The organism is Streptococcus sp. ELY_125, from assembly GCF_058314535.1.
Map to the genome: position 1 here is coordinate 64,067 of NZ_JBZFUM010000001.1, position 24,599 is coordinate 88,665.

The 24,599-nt window shown below is 40.6% G+C and carries 21 protein-coding genes; 4 read left to right on the forward strand and 17 right to left on the reverse strand.

Annotated elements, in window-relative coordinates; all coding sequences use genetic code 11:
• Window position 1: 1 nt before the first annotated feature.
• The 11 genes from AC4HAL_RS00235 to dnaG all read right to left on the reverse strand — a co-directional run bounded on the left by AC4HAL_RS00235 (window position 2) and on the right by dnaG (window position 13,488).
• Window positions 2-1,750 (reverse strand): rhamnan synthesis F family protein, encoded by a 1,749-nt coding sequence (locus AC4HAL_RS00235; RefSeq protein ID WP_491092415.1) that lies wholly within the window; start codon window positions 1,748-1,750, stop codon window positions 2-4.
• A gap of 3 nt (window positions 1,751-1,753) precedes the next feature.
• A complete protein-coding gene (locus AC4HAL_RS00240) occupies window positions 1,754-3,448 on the reverse strand; it encodes a glycosyltransferase family 4 protein (protein ID WP_491092416.1) in 1,695 nt (564 codons plus the stop codon).
• Window positions 3,449-3,466: 18 nt separating this feature from the next.
• Entirely contained in the window at window positions 3,467-4,681 is a 1,215-nt protein-coding gene (locus tag AC4HAL_RS00245; protein WP_491092417.1) for an ABC transporter ATP-binding protein, read from the reverse strand.
• Window positions 4,681-5,493 (reverse strand): ABC transporter permease, encoded by an 813-nt coding sequence (locus AC4HAL_RS00250; protein WP_447452356.1) that lies wholly within the window; start codon window positions 5,491-5,493, stop codon window positions 4,681-4,683. The genes AC4HAL_RS00245 and AC4HAL_RS00250 overlap by 1 nt, the downstream gene beginning before the upstream one ends.
• 9 nt (window positions 5,494-5,502) lie before the next feature.
• Window positions 5,503-6,462 (reverse strand): glycosyltransferase family 2 protein, encoded by a 960-nt coding sequence (locus AC4HAL_RS00255; RefSeq protein WP_491092418.1) that lies wholly within the window; start codon window positions 6,460-6,462, stop codon window positions 5,503-5,505.
• Entirely contained in the window at window positions 6,452-7,606 is a 1,155-nt protein-coding gene (cps2T, locus tag AC4HAL_RS00260) for a beta 1-4 rhamnosyltransferase Cps2T (protein ID WP_491092419.1), read from the reverse strand. The genes AC4HAL_RS00255 and cps2T overlap by 11 nt, the downstream gene beginning before the upstream one ends.
• A gap of 181 nt (window positions 7,607-7,787) precedes the next feature.
• On the reverse strand, window positions 7,788-8,639 hold the full coding sequence (rfbD, locus tag AC4HAL_RS00265) for a dTDP-4-dehydrorhamnose reductase (RefSeq protein WP_491092420.1): 852 nt from the start codon (window positions 8,637-8,639) through the stop codon (window positions 7,788-7,790).
• A gap of 98 nt (window positions 8,640-8,737) precedes the next feature.
• Window positions 8,738-9,664, reverse strand: a complete 927-nt coding sequence (locus AC4HAL_RS00270; RefSeq protein ID WP_447452360.1) for a glycosyltransferase family 2 protein — start codon at window positions 9,662-9,664, stop codon at window positions 8,738-8,740.
• Between the two features lie 157 nt (window positions 9,665-9,821).
• Window positions 9,822-10,157: a metal-sulfur cluster assembly factor gene (locus tag AC4HAL_RS00275; protein ID WP_447452361.1), complete on the reverse strand. Its 336-nt coding sequence runs from the start codon at window positions 10,155-10,157 to the stop codon at window positions 9,822-9,824.
• Window positions 10,158-10,594: 437 nt separating this feature from the next.
• Window positions 10,595-11,704: an RNA polymerase sigma factor RpoD gene (gene rpoD / locus AC4HAL_RS00280; protein WP_447452362.1), complete on the reverse strand. Its 1,110-nt coding sequence runs from the start codon at window positions 11,702-11,704 to the stop codon at window positions 10,595-10,597.
• An 8-nt stretch (window positions 11,705-11,712) separates the two neighbouring features.
• Window positions 11,713-13,488 carry a DNA primase gene (gene dnaG, locus AC4HAL_RS00285; protein ID WP_491092528.1) on the reverse strand — a complete coding sequence of 592 codons (1,776 nt, stop codon included), beginning with the start codon at window positions 13,486-13,488 and terminating at the stop codon, window positions 11,713-11,715.
• Between the two features lie 242 nt (window positions 13,489-13,730).
• Between dnaG and mscL the strand changes: the two genes are divergently transcribed.
• Window positions 13,731-14,111, forward strand: a complete 381-nt coding sequence (gene mscL, locus AC4HAL_RS00290; RefSeq protein ID WP_447452363.1) for a large conductance mechanosensitive channel protein MscL — start codon at window positions 13,731-13,733, stop codon at window positions 14,109-14,111.
• A 235-nt stretch (window positions 14,112-14,346) separates the two neighbouring features.
• On the opposite strand, the gene rpsU is transcribed toward mscL, so the two are convergent.
• The 4 genes from rpsU to AC4HAL_RS00310 all read right to left on the reverse strand — a co-directional run bounded on the left by rpsU (window position 14,347) and on the right by AC4HAL_RS00310 (window position 16,852).
• Window positions 14,347-14,523: a 30S ribosomal protein S21 gene (rpsU, locus tag AC4HAL_RS00295; RefSeq protein ID WP_002963309.1), complete on the reverse strand. Its 177-nt coding sequence runs from the start codon at window positions 14,521-14,523 to the stop codon at window positions 14,347-14,349.
• A 208-nt stretch (window positions 14,524-14,731) separates the two neighbouring features.
• Window positions 14,732-15,550, reverse strand: coding sequence for a transporter substrate-binding domain-containing protein (locus AC4HAL_RS00300; protein WP_491092421.1), 819 nt, complete (start codon window positions 15,548-15,550; stop codon window positions 14,732-14,734).
• A 99-nt stretch (window positions 15,551-15,649) separates the two neighbouring features.
• The gene (locus AC4HAL_RS00305) at window positions 15,650-16,114 is read right to left on the reverse strand and encodes an 8-oxo-dGTP diphosphatase (protein WP_491092422.1); all 465 of its coding nucleotides are present in this window, start codon (window positions 16,112-16,114) and stop codon (window positions 15,650-15,652) included.
• A gap of 12 nt (window positions 16,115-16,126) precedes the next feature.
• Window positions 16,127-16,852, reverse strand: a complete 726-nt coding sequence (locus tag AC4HAL_RS00310) for a DUF554 domain-containing protein (RefSeq protein ID WP_491092423.1) — start codon at window positions 16,850-16,852, stop codon at window positions 16,127-16,129.
• A gap of 322 nt (window positions 16,853-17,174) precedes the next feature.
• On the opposite strand from AC4HAL_RS00310, the gene AC4HAL_RS00315 reads away from it, so the two are divergent.
• Window positions 17,175-17,768, forward strand: coding sequence for a class I SAM-dependent methyltransferase (locus AC4HAL_RS00315; protein WP_491092424.1), 594 nt, complete (start codon window positions 17,175-17,177; stop codon window positions 17,766-17,768).
• 376 nt (window positions 17,769-18,144) lie between these two features.
• Here the strand turns inward: AC4HAL_RS00315 and uvrB are convergent, their stop codons facing one another.
• Complete coding sequence (gene uvrB, locus AC4HAL_RS00320) at window positions 18,145-20,136, reverse strand: excinuclease ABC subunit UvrB (RefSeq protein WP_491092425.1); 1,992 nt, start codon at window positions 20,134-20,136, stop codon at window positions 18,145-18,147.
• A 181-nt stretch (window positions 20,137-20,317) separates the two neighbouring features.
• Between uvrB and AC4HAL_RS00325 the strand changes: the two genes are divergently transcribed.
• The gene (locus AC4HAL_RS00325) at window positions 20,318-22,510 is read left to right on the forward strand and encodes an ABC transporter substrate-binding protein/permease (protein WP_491092426.1); all 2,193 of its coding nucleotides are present in this window, start codon (window positions 20,318-20,320) and stop codon (window positions 22,508-22,510) included.
• Window positions 22,510-23,250 (forward strand): amino acid ABC transporter ATP-binding protein, encoded by a 741-nt coding sequence (locus AC4HAL_RS00330; RefSeq protein ID WP_447452370.1) that lies wholly within the window; start codon window positions 22,510-22,512, stop codon window positions 23,248-23,250. The genes AC4HAL_RS00325 and AC4HAL_RS00330 overlap by 1 nt, the downstream gene beginning before the upstream one ends.
• A gap of 80 nt (window positions 23,251-23,330) precedes the next feature.
• Here AC4HAL_RS00330 and AC4HAL_RS00335 read toward each other — a convergent pair whose 3' ends face one another.
• Window positions 23,331-24,119 carry a carbonic anhydrase gene (locus AC4HAL_RS00335; protein WP_447452439.1) on the reverse strand — a complete coding sequence of 263 codons (789 nt, stop codon included), beginning with the start codon at window positions 24,117-24,119 and terminating at the stop codon, window positions 23,331-23,333.
• Window positions 24,120-24,599: the final 480 nt, after the last annotated feature.

Below are 24,599 nucleotides of genomic sequence, written 5' to 3' on the forward strand. Positions count from 1 at the left end.
TTTACTTTTTTAAAAGCCGCTTCACAATATACTTCACCGCTCGAGCCGGTCCGATGATAATATACTTCAAAGCTCCCTTAATTCCTCCCATATAGGTAAAATCAACATAAGTATTTGGACTACTGTTGGCACGTGTATTGAGCATCTTGTTCTCAATAAAAGGCGTCATAGTAATCGGATTTTGTGAGATACGGTAATCATAGTGGCCATCCCAAGCAATGTAAATCAATAAACGCTCAATAGCATGAAGGATCGAATTTTGTGGCAGGGGTTCTGCCGGGATATCTTCATCCGTTAACCCCAAATCAAAGAGAGGCTTAAGCGCATCGTATCTAAACCAGGCATATGTACCATAGCTCATGACAAAAGTATCCATCATTTTGAAATCAATAGCCTTATGCAGCCCCATCTTTGTCCAAAGCTCCTCCATCTCAGGAGCGATTAAGTGTTCATTCCAGGCCACGACAATTTTATTGAACCTAAAGAAGGTTGGCATGTCCGCAATCACCAAGCCTAAACGCTCATTACTAGCCATTTGAGTCAGAATTTTATCTGCTGGCTTAACCAACATCTCAATTAATTCTTGCCGCCACGATTGACCAGCCCAGTAGTCTGCTTCTTTGGATTTCTTGGTGTGAAAATGACCAATATAGTCATATTCCTTGAGTTGTTCTTTCAATTTTAACATTGGTAGAACATCACGGCCAATATTGCCTGTCACAAAGATTTGAGCTGGAACTCGATTCTGCTCCAATATTGTCCGAATTTCAGCCTGCTTCTCTTCCTTATCCGTCGTGATAAAGAGATCGTAGGTAAAGTGGAAGGCCTGAAAGGTATCCAAAAATTCTTGTAAAAGATCCACATAAAACACATGCAGATGAACAGCCACCTTGCCTTGAGAAAACAGCTGAGTATTCATATCGGTCTGCTCAAGATACTTATAGGCTAATAAATAAGGCAGATCGGGCTGACTGATGTTGGTCATGTGACTGACAATCAGATCGATAGGATAATTAGAAAGCTCCCTAATCTGGTTGAGGAGATAAGGGCCGATATGCTGGTTAGCATCAATCGTTTTAACCTTAATAAATGGAACCCTAGCATTAAGAATAGCCGTCGGATTATAGTAGCTGAAATCAGGATGCAGCATGCCTTCTGTAGGGGTCTCAATCGTATTGAAAACAGCAGAATACTTGAATCCTACATCGGTTAGCGCAGTTGTCACCCGTGTTTCATAGTGGCCGATAACTTCTTGGACATCTGTAAAATCTTGAATTCCTTGCCAGAAATCCAGAAAAGCTGATGAAGTAACTACCTTTTGACTGAAACTAATAAAGTAGCTCTGGATATGCTCAGGAAAGCTTTTAGTCTTTCGATGATTGGTTAGTCCCCAGAAATCTACCTGTTCATCAGTTTCAAACCGATCATAAATGGGCTGTAAATCCCACAAAGGACCAAAACAGGTATCGTTCATCGTTGTAACTGAGTCGTAATCAGCCAGCTTATCCCAACCAACAGCTGCCATACCATCACGCCAAGCAGCAAAATCAAAGCCACTATTTTGCCTCTGAATAAAATCATCAATTAAACCTTCCTGACGCAATCTAGCTTCGTCTGCCTCATTAAAAGAGCTGTTAGAGATAAAAATAACCTTACTGTAGAGAGAACGCAACTGTCGCAACTGATAATGCACATGCGAACTCAAACGATTATATTTATTAAAATGCACATATAAAAGCAAACGCTTCATGTTTTATTTTCTCCTAAAGAAATTGATGATTTTAGTTGGAATAGTCCAACGGCGAGAATGGACGACTGCACTGTATTCACGCTCTAAGTCCTGATATTTAGCTTCAATATCTATCAAGCGAGAAAGCTCTAATTTATCATCTATGTATTCTTGAACATTCTCAGCTAACTCGCTGAACTCCCCTTTTGCATACGAAAAGGTGAGCTTGTGATGATGCAACACTGATGTATCATAAACCAGTTGAGGATCTCTCTCTAAAAACAAAAACTTATCCCTTAGTCTGAAAGCATTAGAATGGACAGGTTCCAATACTTTACCAGTCACCTGATCAATCATTGTGGCTTCATTATAAAGACCAGCTTCCTCTGTCAAATCAATTCTAATAAAGTCAGCTAGGCCAACTTCAATGACAAATTCATCCTTGGTCTTAATTTCATAAGTTTCCTTTTTATAATAAGGCTGTTCATTACTGTGATATACAGTTACCTTTTGATTAGAAATACTCTCTAATAGGGGGAAAGCCAAATCCCAACCAAGAAAATAATTTAAAGCTTTGAAGGCTTCTCTCGATTCGGGGTGAGCACTCTCCATTTTATCAAGGTTATCAAGAAAAATTTGAGATGTTTTTTCCAGAGTATAAAGTTCTCTAGCTCTGTGACTTAATTCCAAAGCAAGCTGTTTTTCACTATCAAAATTTTCAAGCAACCAGTTAATTTTTTCAACCAGAGTCTCAACATCCCCTAAAGGATATTCATTTCTCGTACCAAAATACTCACTAACCGTTTTATGCCCTAAATTATTTGAGACAACTGCTGGAACAGCCGATAGAATAGATTCAACATATACCAACCCAAATGTTTCTATTTTAGAAGGTAATACCAATATATCTTTGTCTGTCAAGAGCCTAAAAGGTGACTTTTGATATCCAAGAAAAGTGATATTTGTAAGACCTTTTTCAAAAATATAATTATCTAGCTCTTCCTTATATCCCGGTTCCCAACTACCAATAAAAACAAGTTCTATCTCGGAAATGGCTAATTTTTCATAGGCTTGAACTAATTCTAATTGATTTTTCCATTGGCTAATACCACCGATTGAAACTATTCTGCTTTTTTCAACATTTTTTAGAGGAAATTCATCAAGCTGTGAATAGGGGATAAACGGAAAAAGTTTTTCTTTCGGAAAATATTTACCAAGTTCTTGATAAAGATCCCCTGTAACAACAAATATTTTATCCGATAAGCGATTAATCAGGTCAATTTTTTTCCTATAATAGTTAAACTGACCAATTGGGAATTCGTGAATAATCTGATAATGAGCTACAGATTCCAATGCCGCAGCCATGGCACCCTGAAAAACATTAACAGTGTTTGAAATAACTAGGTCAATTTGCTTGTTATTTATTAGCTGGCGAATTTGAAAAATATTTTTATGTTGGTAAGCAAAAACACTAGCAAGATCGGTCTGTTCAAGCTGATAAGCTTCTGGCCACCACCACTTATTCGTTTTAAGTTGCAAAAGCTCAATGTGATTGTTTTCCATAAATTTTAGATAATCATCATCAGCATGTTCCCCATTATCAGGAATGACATTATAAACTTGATGACCCTGCATTTGCAAATAACGCATCAAGTTTCCAGCTGCCACCTCTGCTCCGCTAAAGAAAGCTCCGACAGGTGAAATAAATAGTACTCGCATATCCTAACCCCACTGTTATTATTTGACCCAATCACCTTGTCTCTCCAATAAGCCAGTTGAAGAATCTTTCAAAGAAAAATTAGTTTCATCAATCTCTCTTCGTACTGTAAATACTGGGGGTCTCGTCATTGATAAGACAGTTATATCACGGTTATTTTCATCACGGACATTCGCTTGAACTCGTAATTTTACAGTATTAAAATAGGGTAGCTTACACTTATAAACGATCTTATGATGACCCACACCTGTTAATTTATAATTCCATGAATTGTCATTATAGAGGCCAATGCCATCAGAAATATCCACAAATGACAGTGCAATGTAGGTATCAAAATTTTCTTTTAGAATATCATAAGAAAACTCAATTTCGATATCTTCATCAGGTGATACGACTTCCTTGGTTAGAAGCTTAGCACTAAAATTATCAATAACTTTGGCTTCCTTAACTTCCTCAGCAGTAACCTCATCCGTTTCTGGAATTTCTACACTAAAATTATCCAAGCTATATTGATTGGCAACAGCGAAAGGTTCACCGTACGCCTTAATCAAGCCATCATCAATCAAGACAGCCTTATTACAATACTTATTAACAGCCGCCATATCATGGGTAACAAGAATTGTAGTCTTCCCGCTCTCCTTGCGCTCCATAAAATAATCATTACACTTGCGCTGGAAGGCTTCATCACCAACAGCCAAGACTTCATCAAGAATAAGGATATCCCCTTGCGCTTTAATAGCAACTGAGAAAGCCAGACGAACCTGCATCCCGCTTGAATAATTCTTGAGTTTTTGATTCATGAACTCTTTGAGTTCGGCAAAATCCACAATATCATCATACATGGCATCAACTTCTTCCGTCGAAAAGCCTAGCATTGCCCCGTTCATATAGACATTCTCCCGGCCTGTCAATTCGGGATTAAAGCCAACACCTAATTCGATAAAAGAAACTAACTTTCCATCAATAGTTACAGAGCCTTTTTCCGGTACATAAATCTGCGAAATAATTTTTAGAAGCGTAGACTTGCCCGAGCCATTTCGACCGACAATTCCAAAGAAATCACCTTTCTCCACTTCAAAATTGATGTCACGCAGCACATGCTGCTCCTTGTAACCCTTAACTCCTTTAAAACGATTGACCATCGTCGTCCGCAGACTGTTAGAAGCTTCAACAGGTAATTTAAAATATTTGCTGACATGGTCAACCTTTACTGCAATATTATTTTCTGCTGTCATTATAGAATCTCCGCAAATCTCTTAGAACTACGATTAAAAACTGTCAAACCAATAGCAAAAATGATAAATGGCAAGACATAAGGAATAGCATAATACCACCAGTGATTGATTAAATTCCAAATAGTCAAATTGGCTTTATCAATCAGGAGATAACGCAGGTCCTGAATCATCTGCGCTAAAGGATTGAGCATGATAACCTTACCCGCAAAAACTCCTTTAACTCCTTGGTTGGTAATAAAGGTCAGAGGATAAATAATCGGCGTCGCATACAAGCCTGCTTGGAGAACAACCTCCCAAATTTGGCCAATATCACGGAACTTAACGTAGAGCGTCGCCAAAAGCAGAGCTACCCCCCAAGCCATAATAAAGAGCTCAAGGAAGAGCGGGATGGAAAAGACAGCATCCCAACCAATATGAACACCATTGACCAAGGCAAAAATCAGCACAACAATCAGGTTAATGCCAAAATTAATCAATGCTCCGCAGACTGCTGATAAGACAATAATTGATTTTGAAAAATTCAGCTTACGCAACAGATCACCACGCGTCACGATAGAAACCATCCCCATGCTAGTTGCTTCCGTAAAGAAAGACCAGACCACATTAGCCAGCAAAAGTGCTACAGGGAAATGAGGCACGTCCCCCCCTAAACGCAGGAAGCGGATGAAGACCAGATACATGATCATAAAGAGCAACAAAGGCTTTAAAATTGACCAGAGGTAGCCGATGACACTGCCTTGATAACGCAGCTTAAAGTCTGTTTTTATGAGTTCTTTTAGTAGGATACGATTCTTCTTACTAAGTAAATCCATGATATTCTCCTATGCTTGATAGCCATATTTCTGATAATGGCGATAACCAATTTTCGTTGTTACTAAGGTTTTAAAGACCAATGTATGAAAAGGCCTATTTTTAGCAAAACCATACTGTTTAAGGGTACGTCGTCTTTGACGCCAAGGCTGATCGAGCAAATAAACATAGGCTTCAATCAGTTGATGTTCAGTCAAGGCCAAGTCTAAATTCAACAAAAGTTCGGCCTGCCGCTGGCTGGCATCAATCAGCCACCAATATTTAGCAATTAGATTATGGGGCCGCAGCCAATTCTTTAAGCGCTTTGACCATGTCCGCGCCCCTAGGACATTACTATCATGTTGGCGATAAAGTTCGGTTGCCTGATCCAAATAGACCAATTCTCCTTTAGCTGCTGCTATTAGGGCTAAATACCAATCATGCATGAGTATAGATTCAACAGCATCTTCATGCCAAAGTTGGGCTGCTGCATGGTTAATCATGGCAGTTCCTCCTGTTACAGTATTTTCTGTTAATTCCTGTAAAAGCGCTGTATTGGCATGACCTGACTGTGTACGAATCATGCTTTCATGCAAAACCTGCAGATTTTGATTAACCACCTTAAGATCTGTGTATACCAAGAGAGGTTGATGCTGATCATGCCGCTGACCTTCCTCGAGACAGTACTCTAGTTTTTCTGGCAACCAGATATCATCTTGATCACAGAAAAAGTAATAATCAGCTTCCTCATAGTTAAGCAGCGTATAAAAGTTTTTGATGACGCCAAGATTCTCTCGCTGTTTAGCATTGATAAAGCAGATACGACTGTCCCTCTGAGCATAATTTGCAATAATCTCTGGTGTCCGATCACTGGAACCATCATCGCGAATCAACAGCGTCCAGTCAGAAAAGGTCTGCTCTAAAATACTGTCAATCTGCTGAGCCAAAAAACGCTCACCATTGTAGGTGGACATGAGTATGTTAACTTTCATGTAAAAACAGCTCCTCGTATTCTCCTACAATTTTGGGCCAAGTATAGGCCTCCTCCATGTGCTGACGAGCTTTTCGCCCCAACTCACTGAAATCCTCTTGCTCATCATTTTGATTGATTAACTGAGCCAGACTGCCAGCTTTTTTATCCCAATAGAGGGCTGTGTCTTGAGCAACACCTTTATTAAAGTCAACACCCAGCACTAAATTTAAATCTGTATGGGCCAATGCTTCTAATAATCCAGGATTCGTACCGCCTACTTCATGCCCATGAATATAGGCAAAAGCTGCTTGGCGAATATAAGTCAGTAAAGCACGATTATAAACTGTCCCAACAAACTTAATCCGCTCATCTTTCTCAAAACCTGTTTTCTGACGCAGTTCCTCAAAGTAGCTGCTGCCTTCATGATTACAGATAATAATCAGGTCTCGTTTGGTCTGCGAGGCCATAAATTCACGAATAGCCACTTCATAGTTGTTCTCTGGGACAAAGCGCCCAACAATCAGATAATAGCCTTTTTCAGTACTTTGCCAAGTTTCAAAAAAATCTCGAACTTGAGCAGACTGGGCTGTCAACCCTGACGAACTTAAATCTGTTCCATAGGCAATGAAAGCCGTTTTAGACCAAGGGTAAGTCTCCTTAATATAACTCTCAATCCCCGTGTTATCCGAAATGACCAAGTCAGCTCTCTTAGTCATCACCTTCTCAGAATATTTGAGGTAAGCTTGAACAGGCTTAGCCCATTTAGAACGCTTCCACTCCAAGCCATCGGGATTAACAAAGAGCTGACCGCCAATTTTATGAATCCGTCGTGCAAAAGGACTAATAAAAGCTCCGATAGTATTGCCCAAGATATAAAAGATAGGATGCCGGATTTCCTCTTGCTTGATCAGCTTTAAAGCGTAGCTGATAGCCTGCATATCATAGGCAATAACCCGTGCTGGACCAAGTTTGGGAGGTTTGACTGTAAAGCAATCTACTCCCATGTATGTAGAATGGGAACCCGTCAGCTCATCGCTGAGACAGGCAACATGGTAGCTGATTTTATCTGATAAGCGATTTTTCACCAATTCTTCCACAAAGGTTTCAAAGCCACCATATTTGGCAGGCAGACCCCTGCTTCCGATGATAAAAACATGCTGCATACACAAAAACTCCATTCTAGCAATACAATCACTCTATTATATCATAAAATCACTGACCTTTTCACCCATAACTGTAAAAATATAGCGTCCTTCATTGCTTACACAAGGCCAAGTTTCGCCTATACTCCAAAGAGGGGAATCTAAAAAGCAGACAAGCTTTCCTCAACTTGTCTGCTTCATTTTATTTTTTCCCCTGCTTGTAAAATTCTTTTAACGCTTCCTGCCAAGTCGGAATGACAAAACCAGTTGCTTTGGCCTTAGCCAAACTCATCGTTGAGTTCATCGGACGTTTAGCTTTTGCTGGAAATTGGCTGGAGTCAACTGGTACTACTTCTACACCAGTATCCTTAAGTATTTCCTTAGCAAAATCGTACCAAGTCGTATCTTCTGCTGCATCATTTGACAGATGATAATAGCCAAACTCCTTTTGATTTTCGGTCAGATAGGTCATAAACTCTGCCAAAGTTCTAGTCCAAGTCGGACGTCCATGCTGGTCATTCACAACTGTCAAACGCGAACGAGTTTTAGCCAAGTTTTGCATAGTAAAGACAAAGTTTTTCCCGTAATTTCCAAACACCCAAGCAGTACGGATAATATAATATTTATCATGCAGTTTCTCAACAGCCTCTTCACCCATGCGCTTAGTGCGACCGTACTCTGTCTGCGGATCTGTCTCATCTGTTTCCAGCCATTCTTGACCGACAGGCTTTTCACCATTGAAAACATAGTCTGTCGAGATGTAAACCAGCGTAGCACCGTGCTTCGATGCTGCTTTAGCAATATTCTCGGTCCCCGTCACATTGATAGCATAATCTAATTCCTTACCATCATCTTCTGCCGCATCGACAGCCGTATAAGCGGCACAATGATAAACTAAAGTAGGCTTAACTTGAGCAAAGACTTCATCAACTTTATGAGCATCTGTAATATCCATTTCAGCGACATCCACAGCGACATAATCTTCGTTTCTCTCATCAAGCAAATGGCGCAGCTCTGTACCAAGCTGGCCCTTGCTGCCAGTAATTAAAATCATTTACAATTTCCTTTCCGTTGGTACTGAAATAACCTCAGGCGAAGCCTTCCAGCATCGGTTTGTCATCCTTTTCATTCTAACAAAAAAAAGGATGAATTTCACCCTTTTTCTTTTATGATATAAACTGGACGCTTTTTAGTTTCTAAAAAGATTTTCGCCAGATATTTTCCAATAATCCCCAGTGCCAAAAGCTGCAATCCACCTAAAAACAAGATAACAGATATAGTAGAGGCCCAACCACTCACTGGGTCACCAAAGAGCAAACGGCGAACAACAACAAACAGAATGGCAAAAATTGACAGCATAAAGCTGCCCAACCCTGCCCAAGTTGCTAAATTTAAAGGAGCTTCCGAAAAATTGATAAAACCATCAATCGAATATCTAAGTAAGGACCAAAAATTCCAAGAAGTATCACCAGCTACACGCTCGCGATTCTCATAAGGAAGATAAATGACATCATAACCTACCCAAGCAAAGAGGCCTTTGGAGAAGCGATTGACCTCCCCCAGCTCCAAAATGCTGTCAACAACTTGGCGAGTCATTAAGCGAAAATCACGCGCACCATCAACCATTTCCGTATCTGAAATTTTATTGACTAGCCAATAAAAAGTCTTAGCAAAAAAAGAACGGATTATCGGTTCTCCTTTGCGATCTGCCCGTCTCGTACCAACAACATCATAACCATCTTTAATCTTTTGGTACATATCTGCTAGCATTTCCGGGGGATCTTGCAAATCGACATCCATGACAGTGATAAGATCACCATCTACCTCTTCCAAGCCAGCTAACAGAGCTGCTTCCTTTCCAAAATTACGAGAAAACGACAGATAATGGACGTTATCAAACTGCTTAGAAACCCGCCGCAAAACGGATAAAGTCTGGTCTTTGGAACCATCATTAACAAAAAGATAGTCAAACACTAATTCCCTAGCTATAGAAGCCTCAACTTGCTTAGTTGCCGCTAAAAAGGACTCAATGGTCGCTTCTTCATTGTAACATGGCACTACAATACTTAACTTTTTCATTTCCAATCCTTATCGAAATACAAAGCCTTTGAGAATTCAATCAAAAAAATCATTTTCGCTATAGCCTACCTTGAAACACCCAGATCTGTAAATAATAAACTCTAGCAACTGCTGCTTGCCTTTTCGTGAGCTCCATGAATTACTCACTCTCTTTGATTTATCGAATTCCCAGCGCAATACGGGCATAGCGACTCATTCGCTCAATTGTCCAAGCTGGAGTCCACACCAATTTAACTTCTACCTTGGTAACTTCCTTAACTTCACGGATAACATCGTAAATCTGATCAGTCAGCAGATCAGCTAAGGGGCAGCCCATTGTTGTCAAAGTCATATCAATCTCAGTGTAGCCATCTTCTTCAAAACGAATTTCATAAACTAAGCCGAGATTGACAATATCGATACCCAACTCAGGATCAATAACCATTTCTAATACTTCAAGGATATGATCCTTAATTTTTTCGACTTCTTCAGGTGTGTATGTTTTTTCTGACATTTAATTCATCCTCCTCAAGCATTATCCTAGCAAAACGCCCCTGCTTACGCTAATTTACGAATAGTGTGCAGCTACTATTTTTATTTTCAAACGGCAGTAGCCAATCTCCAGCAGAACTTCCACTAGATATCATTGCTTTTGCCATTTATTTCTAAGCGAACGTCAAATGATCAGCAGTTCACTTCCCAAAAATTAGAAGGAGACAGTCAATACCTTGTCTCAGACTTAGGTAGACTCTTTCTGATCTTAAAACTCAAGTAAAAACAGTCCACTGGTACTTCTTCGCTCCTCTCTAATTTTACAGGAGCGGTTAAAACAGTCCACTGGTACTTCTTCGCTCCTCTCCAATTTTCCAGGAGCGGTTAAAACAGTCCACTGGTACTTCTTCGCTCCTCTCTAATTTTCCAGGAGCGGTTAAAACAGTCCACTGGACTGTTTTAATCCTCCATAAAGTCTTTAAGCTGTTTACTGCGGCTTGGATGACGTAATTTACGTAGCGCTTTAGCTTCGATTTGGCGAATGCGTTCACGCGTAACATTAAAGACCTTACCCACATCTTCAAGCGTACGCATCTTGCCGTCATCTAATCCAAAGCGCAGACGAAGGACATTTTCCTCGCGGTCAGTCAAAGTATCGAGAACTTCGTTTAATTGTTCCCGAAGGACAATACGCGTTGTATAATCAACGGGGTTTTCAATCACTTCATCTTCGATAAAATCTCCCAAATGGCTGTCATCTTCTTCACCAATTGGTGTTTCTAGAGAGACAGGCTCTTGAGCAATTTTTAAAATTTCCCTAACCTTATCTGGAGACATATCCATGCGCTCTGCAATCTGCTCCGGAGTCGGATCTTGGCCTAATTCCTGCAAGAGATTGCGCTGCTCACGAACCAGCTTGTTAATGGTTTCAACCATGTGCACTGGAATTCGAATAGTTCGTGCTTGATCAGCAATGGCCCTAGTAATAGCCTGACGTATCCACCAAGTAGCGTAAGTTGAAAATTTGAACCCCTTAGAATAATCAAATTTATCAACCGCCTTCATAAGACCCATATTTCCTTCTTGAATCAGGTCAAGAAATTGCATACCGCGACCGACATAACGCTTAGCAATAGAGACGACCAAACGCAAATTGGCTTCAGCTAGACGCTGCTTAGCTTGCAGATCTCCTTCCGCTGCCGCGACAGCTAGATCTTTTTCCTCATCATTGCTTAAAAGCGGGACAACTCCGATTTCTTTCAAATACATCCGAACAGGATCGTTAACCTTGGCTGAATTGCTACCAATAAGCTCCTCATCCGTCAACTCATCAGGTGTCGGTGCCTCAACTACATATTTACTAGATGGATTGCCATCCTTATCAGTGATAGAGATGCCGCCATCTGTCAGACGTTCCAACAGATCATCAATCTGATCGGCGTCAAGCACGAAGGGGATGACTAACTTCTCTGTCACCTCATCATCAATTGCTGTCCCTTCCTTCTTGTGGTTGCGGATAAAGTCTGCTACTTGTACATTAAAGGTTGTATTTGATTGTTTACTTGCCATAGTTTCCTCTATTCCATACTTCTTTTTTGGGCAATAAAAGCCTCTAATTCCATTGTGGCACGTTCTGTGTCACCATGATTACTAGTCTCACGAATCAATTTACTGCGTTTACGCAAGTCTCGTTCTTGCCGATACTGATCTATTCGCTTTTCTAAAAGATTTATCTCATCCTCAGCAATCTCCTCGGGCAACGACTCTTCTAAAATTTGGTAATAAGCCTGCCGCAATTCTTCCGACATATCTGCTAAATCAAGATCTGAAATTTCTCCTTGTCTGCACAGCAATTGATAGAGCTTCTGTAACTGAAGACTATCAAAGGAAAAATCATCACGGTGTCTAAACTCATTTAGTAGGTATTCATGATGCAGGAGGCGATGAAACAGCTGATTCTCCGCTCGCTGCATAGCTGTCAAACTTTTAGTTGCTGGCAGCTCTGTTATCAAAGGCCCCTGCACTTGAACAGATCTTTCCTGAACCGCGCCTCCTCTAGAAGTACGCAATTTCAAACGCTCATTATTAACGGACTGCTCAATTTGAAAATAATCAAAGTCTGGCAAAAGTTCAGCTACCATATTGATATATGTATTTTGCGCTGTGATAGATGTTACACCTGCAATAATCTCAGCGATCTGTTCCACATAAGTAATTTCAGCCTGCAAATTATCGACATTATCAGGTTTGAGGTAATGAATCCAAAACTCTGTACTAGAAATTCGCGACTGTGTCAGGAGTTTAGCTAACTCCTCTTTTGAATTTGCTGCTATAAATCCATCGGGGTCCATCTGATTAGGAATGCGGATAATCTCCACCGTCAAATCATCCAAAATCTTCAATGATTTAGCGATAGCATTCTGGCCGGCCTTATCACCATCATAAGTTAAAATTACCTTTTTCGTAAATTTTTTTAAATGATTGACATGCTCCGAAGTCAAAGCCGTGCCCATAGAAGCCACCGCATTCTCAATCCCTGCCCGATAAGCAGCGATAACATCCATAAAGCCTTCCATCAAATAAACTTCATGGTTCTTAGCCATTACTGGTTTGGCCTTGTCTAGATGATAAAGTTCATAGGATTTGTTAAAAATAGATGTCGAACGCGTATTTTTATACTTAGCTTCTCTTTTATGATCGGAAGTTTCTGTCCAGATTCGCCCCGAAAAGCCGATAACATAGCCATTTTCATCCGTCAGAGGGAACATAATCCGATTGCGGAAACTGTCAAAGATCCCTCCTCGTTCTGAGAGATTAAACAATCCCGAGTTAAGAATAGTCTCTTCATCATAACGAGATGATAAACTCTGATAGAGATAATTAACCTCATCAGGTGCCAAACCGATATTGAAATAGTCAATCATCTGATCCGTCAACCCCCGCTGGTAGAGATACTGTTTAGCAGCCTCCCCCACTTTAGTGGTCATCAAAACAGCGTGGTAAAACTTACTGGCATCCTGATTGATGTCAAACAGCTTTTGCTGGGGATGGCGGTGTTGCTGGCTCTGAACTGGAGTATCAATAACCAGGTCCATTCCAATTCGCTCAGCTAAAATCTTGACGCTCTCCAAAAAAGTTATATGACGATACTCCTCCAGAAACTTAAAAACATCACCGGACTTGCCACAGCCAAAACAATGAAAGAACTGTCTATCCTCAATAACATTAAAAGACGGTGTTTTTTCTTGGTGGAAGGGACAAAGTCCAAGATAATTACGGCCAGCCTTGGTAAGACTGACAACTTCACCGATAACATCAACAATATTGACATTTGCCTTTATGTCAGCAATCATCTCTTTATCAACGGCCAAGCTACCACCTCCCGACTAAGACAATAATTTTAGTTTTACCCCTTATTATAGCATTTCTGTACTACCTTGTAAATTATCTAAATCAGCATAACAAACTCTTTTCAAAACTCACAAAAATATTAACTAAAATTAACATTTACAGTTTTTAGACAACTACCTTGACTTTGTCTAGTTATTTAGTTATACTCTTCAAGTAAAAATTTGAAAGGATTCTATTTATCACAATGATTAAAGAATTAAAAGACTTTTTGTTTAAGGGCAATGTCCTTGATCTTGCCGTGGCCGTTGTTATGGGGGCTGCTTTCAATGCCATCATCACATCGCTAGTAAGCGACATCATCACTCCTGTGATTTTAAACCCAGTCGTTAAGGCTGCTGGCGTTGAAAATCTCTCCAAACTGACTTGGAACGGAATTACTTACGGAAGCTTCTTAAGTGCCGTGATCAACTTCCTTATCGTCGGAACGACTCTCTTCTTTGTAGTTAAAGCTGGCAATAAAGCTATCGCTCTTAACAAAAAACAAGAAGATGAGGCTGCAGAAGCTGCTGGACCTTCGCAGGAAGAATTGCTCACAGAAATTCGTGATCTTTTAGCTAAGAAATAAGACCTAAGCAGCAGCTGAGGTACCTAACCTAAGATAGGAAAAGAGTACTGATACATAGATATCGGTACTCTTTTTTTACTCTAAAATTTACTATCTAACACAATTGTTTATGAATAAAACTAGCAAGGCTAGTCATCAGGGAAAACACACATGAGGGTGATGCCGGCATGTGTTTTAACAAAAAATTACGATGTAAAAAAGCTTGAGTCCAACTCAAGCTCCAGTTTAGCCACGCTTAGAATTTTTTACGCTTGCGAGCAGCTTCTGATTTACGTTTACGTTTTACAGAAGGTTTTTCATAGTGTTCACGTTTACGAGCTTCTTGAAGAGTTCCCGCTTTTGTGACTGAACGCTTGAAACGACGAAGAGCATCGTCAAGTGATTCATTTTTACGTACCACTGTTTTTGCCATGGATTTCACCTCCCCAAGACTAATGTAACGATTTTTCGTTCCCTAGTAGCATACCTAAATTTCCTAGTAAAGTCAACTGTTACCCATTAAAAAATAAAAAGAGAAGGAAATTTTTCCTACCCTTTCGCCTATAATATCAATTTATGATTGCAACCAATTGAAACCTGTTCTCTCATTTTAGGAATACCGAGATATTACTAAATAATTCCTATCCAGCCTCTGACTCAGCATTGGCTTTTTGAACATATTGATCAATCTTGCCTTCTTTTTTTAGCCTTGTGATAATTTGATTAAGCTTATCACGAAGGGCAATGGAACCTTTAGGTAGGGCAATAGCATAAGAACTGCCATCAACCTTCTTCAAAGTGATATTGGAAACAGCCAAATCATCGTTATTAGAAATATAGCCCTGTGCAATAGCACTTTCCATGACAATTCCATCAATTTGACCATGCTTTAACTCGTTAATTCCTTCACTGTTTTGAGTTAAGGACACGGCCGATGCCTTGGGAATTTGATCTGCTAGGACGCCTTCTTGAATCGTTCCCTTCTGAGCTGAGACAGAGTGACCAGAGAAATCATCCACTGATGTATACTGGGCTAATTCAGACTTACGGACAACAATAACATTTTTGGATTCAAAGTAGGGTTCTGTAAACTCAAAAGAATCCTTACGATCCTCAGTAACAGAAATACCAGAAATACCGTAGTCAGCCTTACCAATAGACACACTGCCCAAAACATTAGTGAAAGACACCGTCAAAAAGTGCACGTCAACACCCAATTCTTTAGCAATTTCTTTGGACAATTCGACATCGATACCAACAACAGTATCTTTACCATTTTCCAGACGTTTAAATTCAAAAGGAGCAAAATCCGGACTAGTAGCCACAACCAAAGTCCCACTCTTTTGAACATCACTCAGCGATGTATCCTTAGATTTGGATGATTTGGAAGCACCGCAGGCTACCAAGACAAAAGTTGTCATAAAAATCGTGGTTAGCGCCAATAGCTTTTTCACTGACATATTTTCACCATTCAACTGACTGGTATACAGTCAAAATTTATTTTTATACTATTTTAGATTATAAAAATACATCTGTCAAGCCGAGATCGGATAGATGCTTCAATAAAAATTTTTACGACGATTGCCGTCTTCTTGATCCTCATAGACATACTCCGATAATCTATCTTCATCAAAAACACGTAAAAGGTTAAGCATATCGTAGGCTAAATCCATGTGCGGCAGGTCTTTACGATTAACCCATTTAACTTCTCCTTCCTCTGATGAACGCAGTTCTCCTGAGTAGAAAGAAGCCTTGTAGAGAAAAACCAGATAACGGATGCCTTCATTTGTATACCAGTGCTTCATCCCCACTAATTGAGGATGCTGGATGGTCAGACCAGTCTCTTCAAAAATCTCACGGACAACAGCATCGTGAAGGGACTCTCTTACTTCGACGTGTCCGCCCGGCAGAGCTGCCCCAGACCAAGAATATCGCTCAGGATCGCGAAACTGCATGACAATATTTCCCTTACCGTCCTCAATCAAACACATATTAGTCAAAATAACTTCCTGACTGCGTGCCATGACTTTGCCTCCTTACAGTAATGGTAAAATCCAACTGACCCAGCCCCAACTAATAGGCATAATCAGCAGCATAGCTGGAATCATATCAGCCGTTGGGAACATCTTGACTTGAATAATTCGGAAACCTGTTGCCACCATGAGAAAACCACCACAAGCTGTAAAGTCACCAATAACCTCCTGTGTTGTCAAGGGAACAATAATACCCGCTAAATAATAAAGAACCGTAAAAATAAGAAATTGCGGCAAAGCAATAGCGGCAACGACATACCCTAGGTTACAGGCAAAGATAGCTGCCGTGAAAAAATCCAGAATCGATTTAGAAATCAAAATACTGGCGTCACCAGTCATCCCATTGACCAAACTACCGTAAATACCAGTTCCACTGGCACAAAAAAGAACAATAACTGTTACCAGATCAGCTAAAAAACGTTCTTTAGGCAAATCAGACTTGGAAGGAAAAATTTTAGACATTCCCTTCTCTAAAAAGAGGCCTCCTCGGTTAATCCATTTGTCAAAATCAAGCACAAGCCCCACAATGGTCCCTAGTACAACCGCAAAGACAACAGCAGGCATATAGGACATTTTGGTAATGGAAGCAATTCCCATTCCCATAGAACACACACCAAAAATCATGTTCATCTTAACCTTAAAATCATCATCCAAATGATGACCGAACGAGCCACCCAAAAGGCCGCCCAAGATGATGGAGAGACTATTTACGATAACGCCTAAAGGCATATCAACACTTCCTTTTTAGCTTTAATTAAATCTTATTTTAGCACGACCAAGGACAAAAATAAAGATAACTAAGCCGTCACATTTCTATCAAAGCTACATTTACCAATTCACACTAACCGTTTTTTCGATTCGTCAAAGCCTTTTTCGACCAATAAATTAGCTCTGAAGACATAACCTATTTTCAATCTGCCTTATCTACTCATATTGCTACCGATTTTTACTCTCCAATATTCCTAAGAATGGTACAAAATCCTTGCCAAGCACCGGACCACTATCTAATGAACATTGACTTTAACAGAAAAATCGCTATAATAAAGCCATCATGTCTACTCTTATCAATTATTTAATTACGCAATCGAAAAAACCTTCTGGCTTTGTTGGCCGTATTCTCACTAAAATCTGGTCCTCTTATTTTCAAAAATTGAGTCTGTGGACCCTCGATTTAACAGATATTCCACAAAGAACTGCCATTCTGGATATTGGTTTTGGCGGTGGGAGTAACATCAAAACGATAGCCAGCCTAGCTAAAAAATCAACTATCTACGGCATCGATGCTTCTAAAGAAGCTTATAAGCAAGCCAGCAAAGTCAACCAGCACCTTATCCAAAAAGGCCAGGTTCAGCTTCGTCTTGCTGACGTTGCGTCGCTTCCTTTTCAAGACCAAAGCTTTGACCTCATCATCGCGACACAAACCCATATATATTGGAGTGAATTAGATAACGGACTTTCAGAATGTGCTCGTGTTTTAAAAGAGGATGGTCAGTTGCTCATCAGCACTGAAAAAAATAAAATTGACTACCATCTACCAGCTTATAGAGAGTCATCTGACTTTATAGCTTTATTAAAACAAGTAGGTTTTCGAAAAGTCACCGTCAAAATTGATCAAACCTATATCGGATTTATTTGTCAAAAATAAGCAGAGCTACTGCACTAGCTCTGCTTATTTTTGTCTTTCGAAAGAGTCTGGTAGAAAAGTCTAGACTCGTTAGCATTGTTCTAGATTCACCATGACGCAGTGGTTGGAAATAAGACTTGTTGATTATGCTAAGAAGTTTTACCTCTGCACAGTTCATTAGGTGCTTTAGCACCCAATGAACCACTTGCTGATTGGCCATCCTTATCTTGGGGCTCGGTCCCATTTTCAGGCGCCACCCAAAAATAGGAAGGTGGCGGAGATTTGAGCCTTAAAATAGGAGAACGAAGAAAATCAAAATCGTGATTTTATCACGATTTACCGATTGAATTCTACTCTCTCCGTTATAAGAAAGTTTCCTGACTCTCAGTACTTAATCCTAATCCATGGCCTTCAGCTCCAGTACCATATCACGGATCTGAGCGGCCAGTTCGAAGTCAAGCAGCTCGGCGGCTTCCTGCATTTCCTTTTGGAGCTTCTTGATAGCTTCTTGGCGCTCCTTCTTGGACATGGTCGAAACATCCATCTCTTCTGCCACTTGAGTTTCCTCGTTGGTTTTGGTAATAGCAATAAGGTCACGGATTTCCTTTTTAATGGTCTGCGGAACGATACCGTGCTCATCATTATAAGCCATCTGAATTTCCCGACGACGGGCAGTTTCATCCATAGCCTTTTGCATAGACTCTGTCACCGTATCTGCATACATGATAACGTGCCCCTCGCTATTTCGGGCAGCACGACCTATGGTCTGGATGAGACCTCGTTCGTTGCGTAAGAATCCTTCCTTATCAGCGTCCAGGATGGCAATCAAACTGACCTCAGGTACATCGATTCCTTCTCGCAGGAGATTGATCCCAATGAGAACATCAAAGATCCCAAGCCGCAAATCACGAATAATCTCCGTCCGCTCCAGCGTCTTGATATCGCTGTGCATATACTTAACCTTGACTCCCATCTCTTTGAGATAGTCGGTCAGGTCCTCTGCCATCTTTTTAGTGAGAGTCGTGATAAAGGTACGTTCCCCTTTTTCGGCACGAATGGTAATTTCACCTAGCAGGTCATCCATCTGCCCCATAGTAGGACGGACTTCAACCTCGGGGTCTAGGAGTCCTGTCGGACGAATAATCTGCTCTATCACTGTGTCAGTCTGTTCCATCTCATAGTCACCCGGGGTGGCAGATACGTAGACAATCTGGTGAACATGACTTTCAAATTCCTCACGGCGTAAAGGGCGATTGTCCAGAGCACTGGGGAGACGGAAACCATAATTAACCAACATCTCCTTGCGGGAACGGTCACCATTGTACATACCCTTGATCTGTCCCATTGTCATGTGGCTTTCATCAATCATGATGAGGAAATCCTCTGGGAAGAAATCCAGCAAGGTATAAGGCGGCTCTCCTTCACTGCGCCCATCCATGTGACGGGAATAGTTTTCGACACCATTAGTATAGCCCATCTCACGCAGCATCTCAATATCATAGTCCGTCCGCTGTTTGAGGCGCTGAGCTTCCAGAAGCTTACCTTCGGATTCAAAGAGCTGCAGCTGCTGCTCCAATTCTGCCTGAATTTTGCGGATAGCCACCTCCATATGCTCATCATTGGTCATAAAGTGGGTGGCTGGAAAAATAGCTAGGTGATCAACTTCACCAAGATTGTGGCCAGTTAAAGCATCAATCTCCCGAATACGATCGATTTCATCCCCGAAAAATTCGATACGAAAAGCATGCTGGTCACGGCTGGCTGGGAAGACCTCAACCACATCGCCCCGAACTCGGAAGCGCCCCCGTTGGAAATCAATGTCATTGCGTTCAAATTGAATATCAACCAAATCATTGAGCAGCTGATCGCGTGAGATTTCTTGACCTGGCCGTAGACTGACCACACTATCTGAATATTCTTTTGGAGAACCTAAACCGTAGATACAGCTGACGGAGGCTACAACGATAACATCGTTGCGCTCCAAAAGTGCTGATGTAGCCGAGTGGCGAAGCTTATCAATTTCATCATTGACCGAGCTATCCTTTTCAATATAGGTATCGGACGAAGGGACGTAAGCCTCTGGCTGGTAATAATCATAGTAAGAGACGAAGTACTCCACAGCATTGTCAGGGAAAAACTCCTTAAATTCCCCATAGAGCTGACCCGCTAAGGTCTTGTTATGGGCGATAACTAGGGTTGGCTTGTTGACCTTGCTGATGACTTGGCTCATGGTATAGGTCTTTCCTGTCCCTGTTGCACCTAGTAATATTTGAGCCTTCTCACCACCCTCAATATTATCGACCAGCTGCTCAATAGCTTGCGGTTGGTCGCCAGATGGTTGGTATTTTGATACTAGTTTAAACTGATGATTTTCGGTTCTATCAATCATAACATTCTTCTTTTCTAATATATTTTCAACTTCTATTTTAGCACAGTTCAACAGCTCAAATCCAATTATTAGATAGCAAACTTATGTTAGGTTTTCTAACATAAGCTCGACAAAAATTTGCCTAGCCCCCTATTTTCTGGTAGAATGAAGGTGTATCTTACTATCATATAAGGAGACAATCATGAAGAATAAACTGCTGACACTCCTTCTGAGTGTTCTGTCAGCCTTCTTTATTTTCAGTGGAACGGTTAAGGCTGACGATAAGATTTCAATTGTGTCGGATACAGCTTATGCCCCCTTTGAATTTAAAGATTCTGACCAAACTTACAAAGGAATTGATGTTGATATCATCAAGGAAGTTGCCAAACGCTCAGGCTGGGACTACAAACAGACCTATCCTGGTTTTGATGCAGCCGTCAATGCCGTTCAATCTGGTCAGGCTGATGCCCTTATGGCAGGAACAACTGTGACAGATGCGCGTAAAAAGGTCTTTAAATTCTCAGATACTTACTATGACACATCGATTGTTGTCTATACTAAATCGGGAACAACTAGTATTTCTTCTTATGACCAGTTAAAAGGAAAAACAGTTGGTGTTAAAAACGGAACAGCTGCCCAAACCTGGTTGGATGAGCACGCCAATCAATACGGTTACACCGTTAAAACCTTTGATACTAGCGATCTGATGAATAACAGCCTGGATCAAGGTGCTGTTGATGCTGCTATGGATGATAAACCCGTTGTCCAATTTGCTATTAAGCAAGGCAAGCAATACGACATGAATATGGAAGGTGAGTCGGTCGGCAGTTTTGCTTTTGCCGTTAAAAAAGGCAGTAAAAAGGCCTACTTAATTGATGATTTCAACAAAGCACTCGCAGCCATGAAAAAAGATGGCACCTATGACAAAATCATGAAAAAATGGTTGGGAGACACCGTTAATGAAAATTCAACGACGCCTTCTTCAAAGCTTCACTTAACTGGTGATGCCAGCCAAAAAGCGACACCGGTAAAAAATACTTACACCATCGTTCTCGATTCCTCTTTTGCTCCATTTGAATATCAAAACGGCGCTGGTAAGTACACTGGTATCGATGTCGAATTAATTAAAGCCATCGCTAAGCAGCAAGGTTTCAAGGTAAAACTTCAGTATCCAGGTTTTGACGCTGCCCTCAATGCTGTTCAATCCAGCCAAGCTGACGCTGTGATAGCAGGGATGACCATTACTGATGAACGTAAAAATACCTTTGATTTCTCGGATGCCTATTACTCCGCTAACATTACCGTTGCGGTGCCTTCAAAATCTAAGGTTAGCCAATACACCGACCTGAAAGGGCAAACGGTTGGTGCCAAAAAGGGAACAGCCTCTTATGACTGGCTGACTCAACATGCTGATCAATACGGCTTCAAGGTCCGCGCCTATGACGATGGCTCTACCTTATATGACAGCCTGCAAAACGGTTCTGTTAACGCTATTATGGACGACGAAGCCGTCCTTAAGTATGCTATCAAACAAGGTCGTAAATTCAAAACTCCAATCAAAGGTGAGGCATCAGGAGATATTGGATTTGCAGTTAAGAAAGGCTCTAACCCTGAATTAGTCCAAATGTTCAACAACGGCCTGGCAGCCTTGGTTAAGTCGGGCAAATACGATAAGATTGTCAACAAATACTTAGCAACGGATAAAAGTAAGAAAAAATCAGCGGATGAAACAACTATCGTCGGTTTGATTCAAAACAACTACAAGCAGTTGCTAACTGGTTTATGGATTACCGTTGGTTTGACCCTCCTATCGTTTGCTATTGCTATGCTCATTGGTGTCATCTTTGGTATGATGGCTGTTGCTCCAAGTAAAACTCTTCGAACTATCGCCCAAGTCTTTGTCGATGTTGTCCGCGGTATTCCTCTTATGATTGTAGCAGCCTTCATCTACTGGGGTATTCCAAATCTAATCGAATCTATTACAGGACAGCAGTCTCCTATTAATGATTTCGTTGCCGCTACAATCGCTCTGTCTCTCAACGGCGGTGCTTACATTGCTGAAATTGTCCGCGGCGGTATCGAAGCCGTACCTAAAGGTCAGATGGAAGCCAGTCGCAGTCTGGGTATTCCTTACCGCACCACTATGCGCAAGGTTATTTTGCCTCAGGCTGTGCGCGTCATGCTACCTAACTTTATCAATCAATTCGTCATCTCACTCAAAGATACCACTATCGTATCGGCTATCGGTCTGGTAGAACTTTTCCAAACAGGTAAGATTATCATTGCCCGCAATTATCAATCCTTCCGGATGTACGCAATTTTAGCTCTTATCTACCTGGTTATCATTACCCTATTGACCCGCTTGGCAAAACGATTAGAAAGGAAGCTTAAATAATGGCAGACTTGAAAATTGATGTGCAGGATCTCCATAAATCTTATGGTGAAAACGAAGTATTAAAGGGAATTTCTGCCCAATTCAAGGAGGGTGATGTTGTTTGTATCATCGGTCCTTCTGGTTCTGGAAAATCAACTTTCCTGAGAACACTGAATCTTTTAGAATCCATTACAAGCGGTCGGGTCTTTGTAGATGGCTATGAACTATCTGACCCTAAAACTAATGTCGATAAGGTACGCGAAAATATCGGCATGGTCTTCCAACACTTTAACCTTTTTCCACATATGACTGTTCTGGACAATATTACTTTTGCTCCTATAGAACTAGGAAAAATGTCCAAGGAAGAGGCCGAAAAAGTCGGTATAGATTTACTAGAAAAGGTTGGCTTATCAGATAAGCGCGACGTCAGTCCTGAAAGCCTTTCAGGAGGGCAAAAGCAGCGTGTTGCTATCGCTCGCAGTCTAGCTATGAATCCTGACATTATGCTTTTTGATGAACCAACATCAGCCCTCGACCCTGAAATGGTCGGCGATGTTCTCAATGTTATGCGAGACTTAGCTGAGCAAGGAATGACCATGTTGATTGTCACCCATGAAATGGGCTTTGCCCGCAAGGTTGCTAACCGCGTTATATTCACTGATGGCGGTCAATTCCTTGAAGACGGTTCACCAGAGCAAATCTTTGATAATCCTCAGCATCCCCGTCTCAAAGAATTTTTAGACAAGGTATTGAATGCTTAACTCTCAAAAAGAACCTGCGGCGCTGTCTCAGGTTCTTTTTTCAGGGAAAATTACAAAATATCAATCAGCTACTAGTATGACTATTCCTTGATTTCACGTCCATTTAAATCTTGAATTGGCCTGTTGTTATCAAAACCAATAGTTTTAGAAAATTTATTCACTTGCTTTTTACTGATAGTTTCTGGTGTTTTAAAAACAATCCAGTTAACACCTTCGGTGCAGGGAGGAGTTGTTAAAGAACCTTCAAAATTATAATAATCTAAGCTTTTAGGAAAGAGTTTGTTCACAGTAATTGCCTTGGATAATTTACTTGGCTTATTGACAGCTTTAGGTAGCTTTTTCCAAATTTTCTTTAATTTTCCATTTTCCTTACCATACTGATAAAGGACTGAAATAACGGTAATTTCACCATCTTTAGTTTTATAAACAAAATGCCCCTCTAAAGGATAAGAACGCCCATTTATTTCATTCTCACCTGGTGCATGGAAATGAAATTGTTCAAGTGTGTAAGTTTTACCTTCAAAAGTTAGGGTGTTTTGGGGTTCTTTGAAACTAACTTCAATAGTATGGCCGTTGTTTTCAATAGTAGCTTTAGATGCCTTACTATGCAAATCAAGAGCAGGTAAATCAACATCGGTAGCACCTGTAATATTAATTGGAGATTGCATTTGACCGTTTCCTTGGTAATCTTCCGTTACCTCCCCCCAATGCTCTGGGGAAGTGCTTCCCGTATATCCCCACTGCTGATGGCCATGAGCATGGACTTGTCCATCTAGAGCTAAAACCGTTAAAACTAGGGAACATAAAACTGTAAGCAACACTAAGTAGTTTCTTTTCATCCTTCTTGACTCCTCACTATGATTATAAATAACCGCTTCAATTCCATTAAATTCCATTTTTGCTACTGCCTATTCGTAGAGCCTCATCTCCCTACAACTATATCTATAGTAGTTTTTCATATTAATGCCCTACGATAGAATATCATACTCCAAAAATCATAAAAATCTGTTAAATTTCTGATAATTTTCCTAAAAATAGAACTACCGTCCCATCATTGGGGTGCAGTACCATGTTAAGGCGTTTTTCGTATTTCCAAGATTAATAATCTTCTTCTACTCCTTGTCCTACCAAAACTTTATGGTATAATAAAAACAAATAAGACGGAGGTAAAGGTGCATTGAACAATTAATTTTCTTCTCATTTGATTTCAATTCTTTACGGTTATTGCTTGATGCCGGTTCGTTTAGAATTGAAATCACCAAAGTGATAGTATCCTTAAACCAGAAGAAAATTTTTGTGTGCATTGATTCCAATACTTGACTAGTTTCTGGTCTTTTTGTGCAACCAAC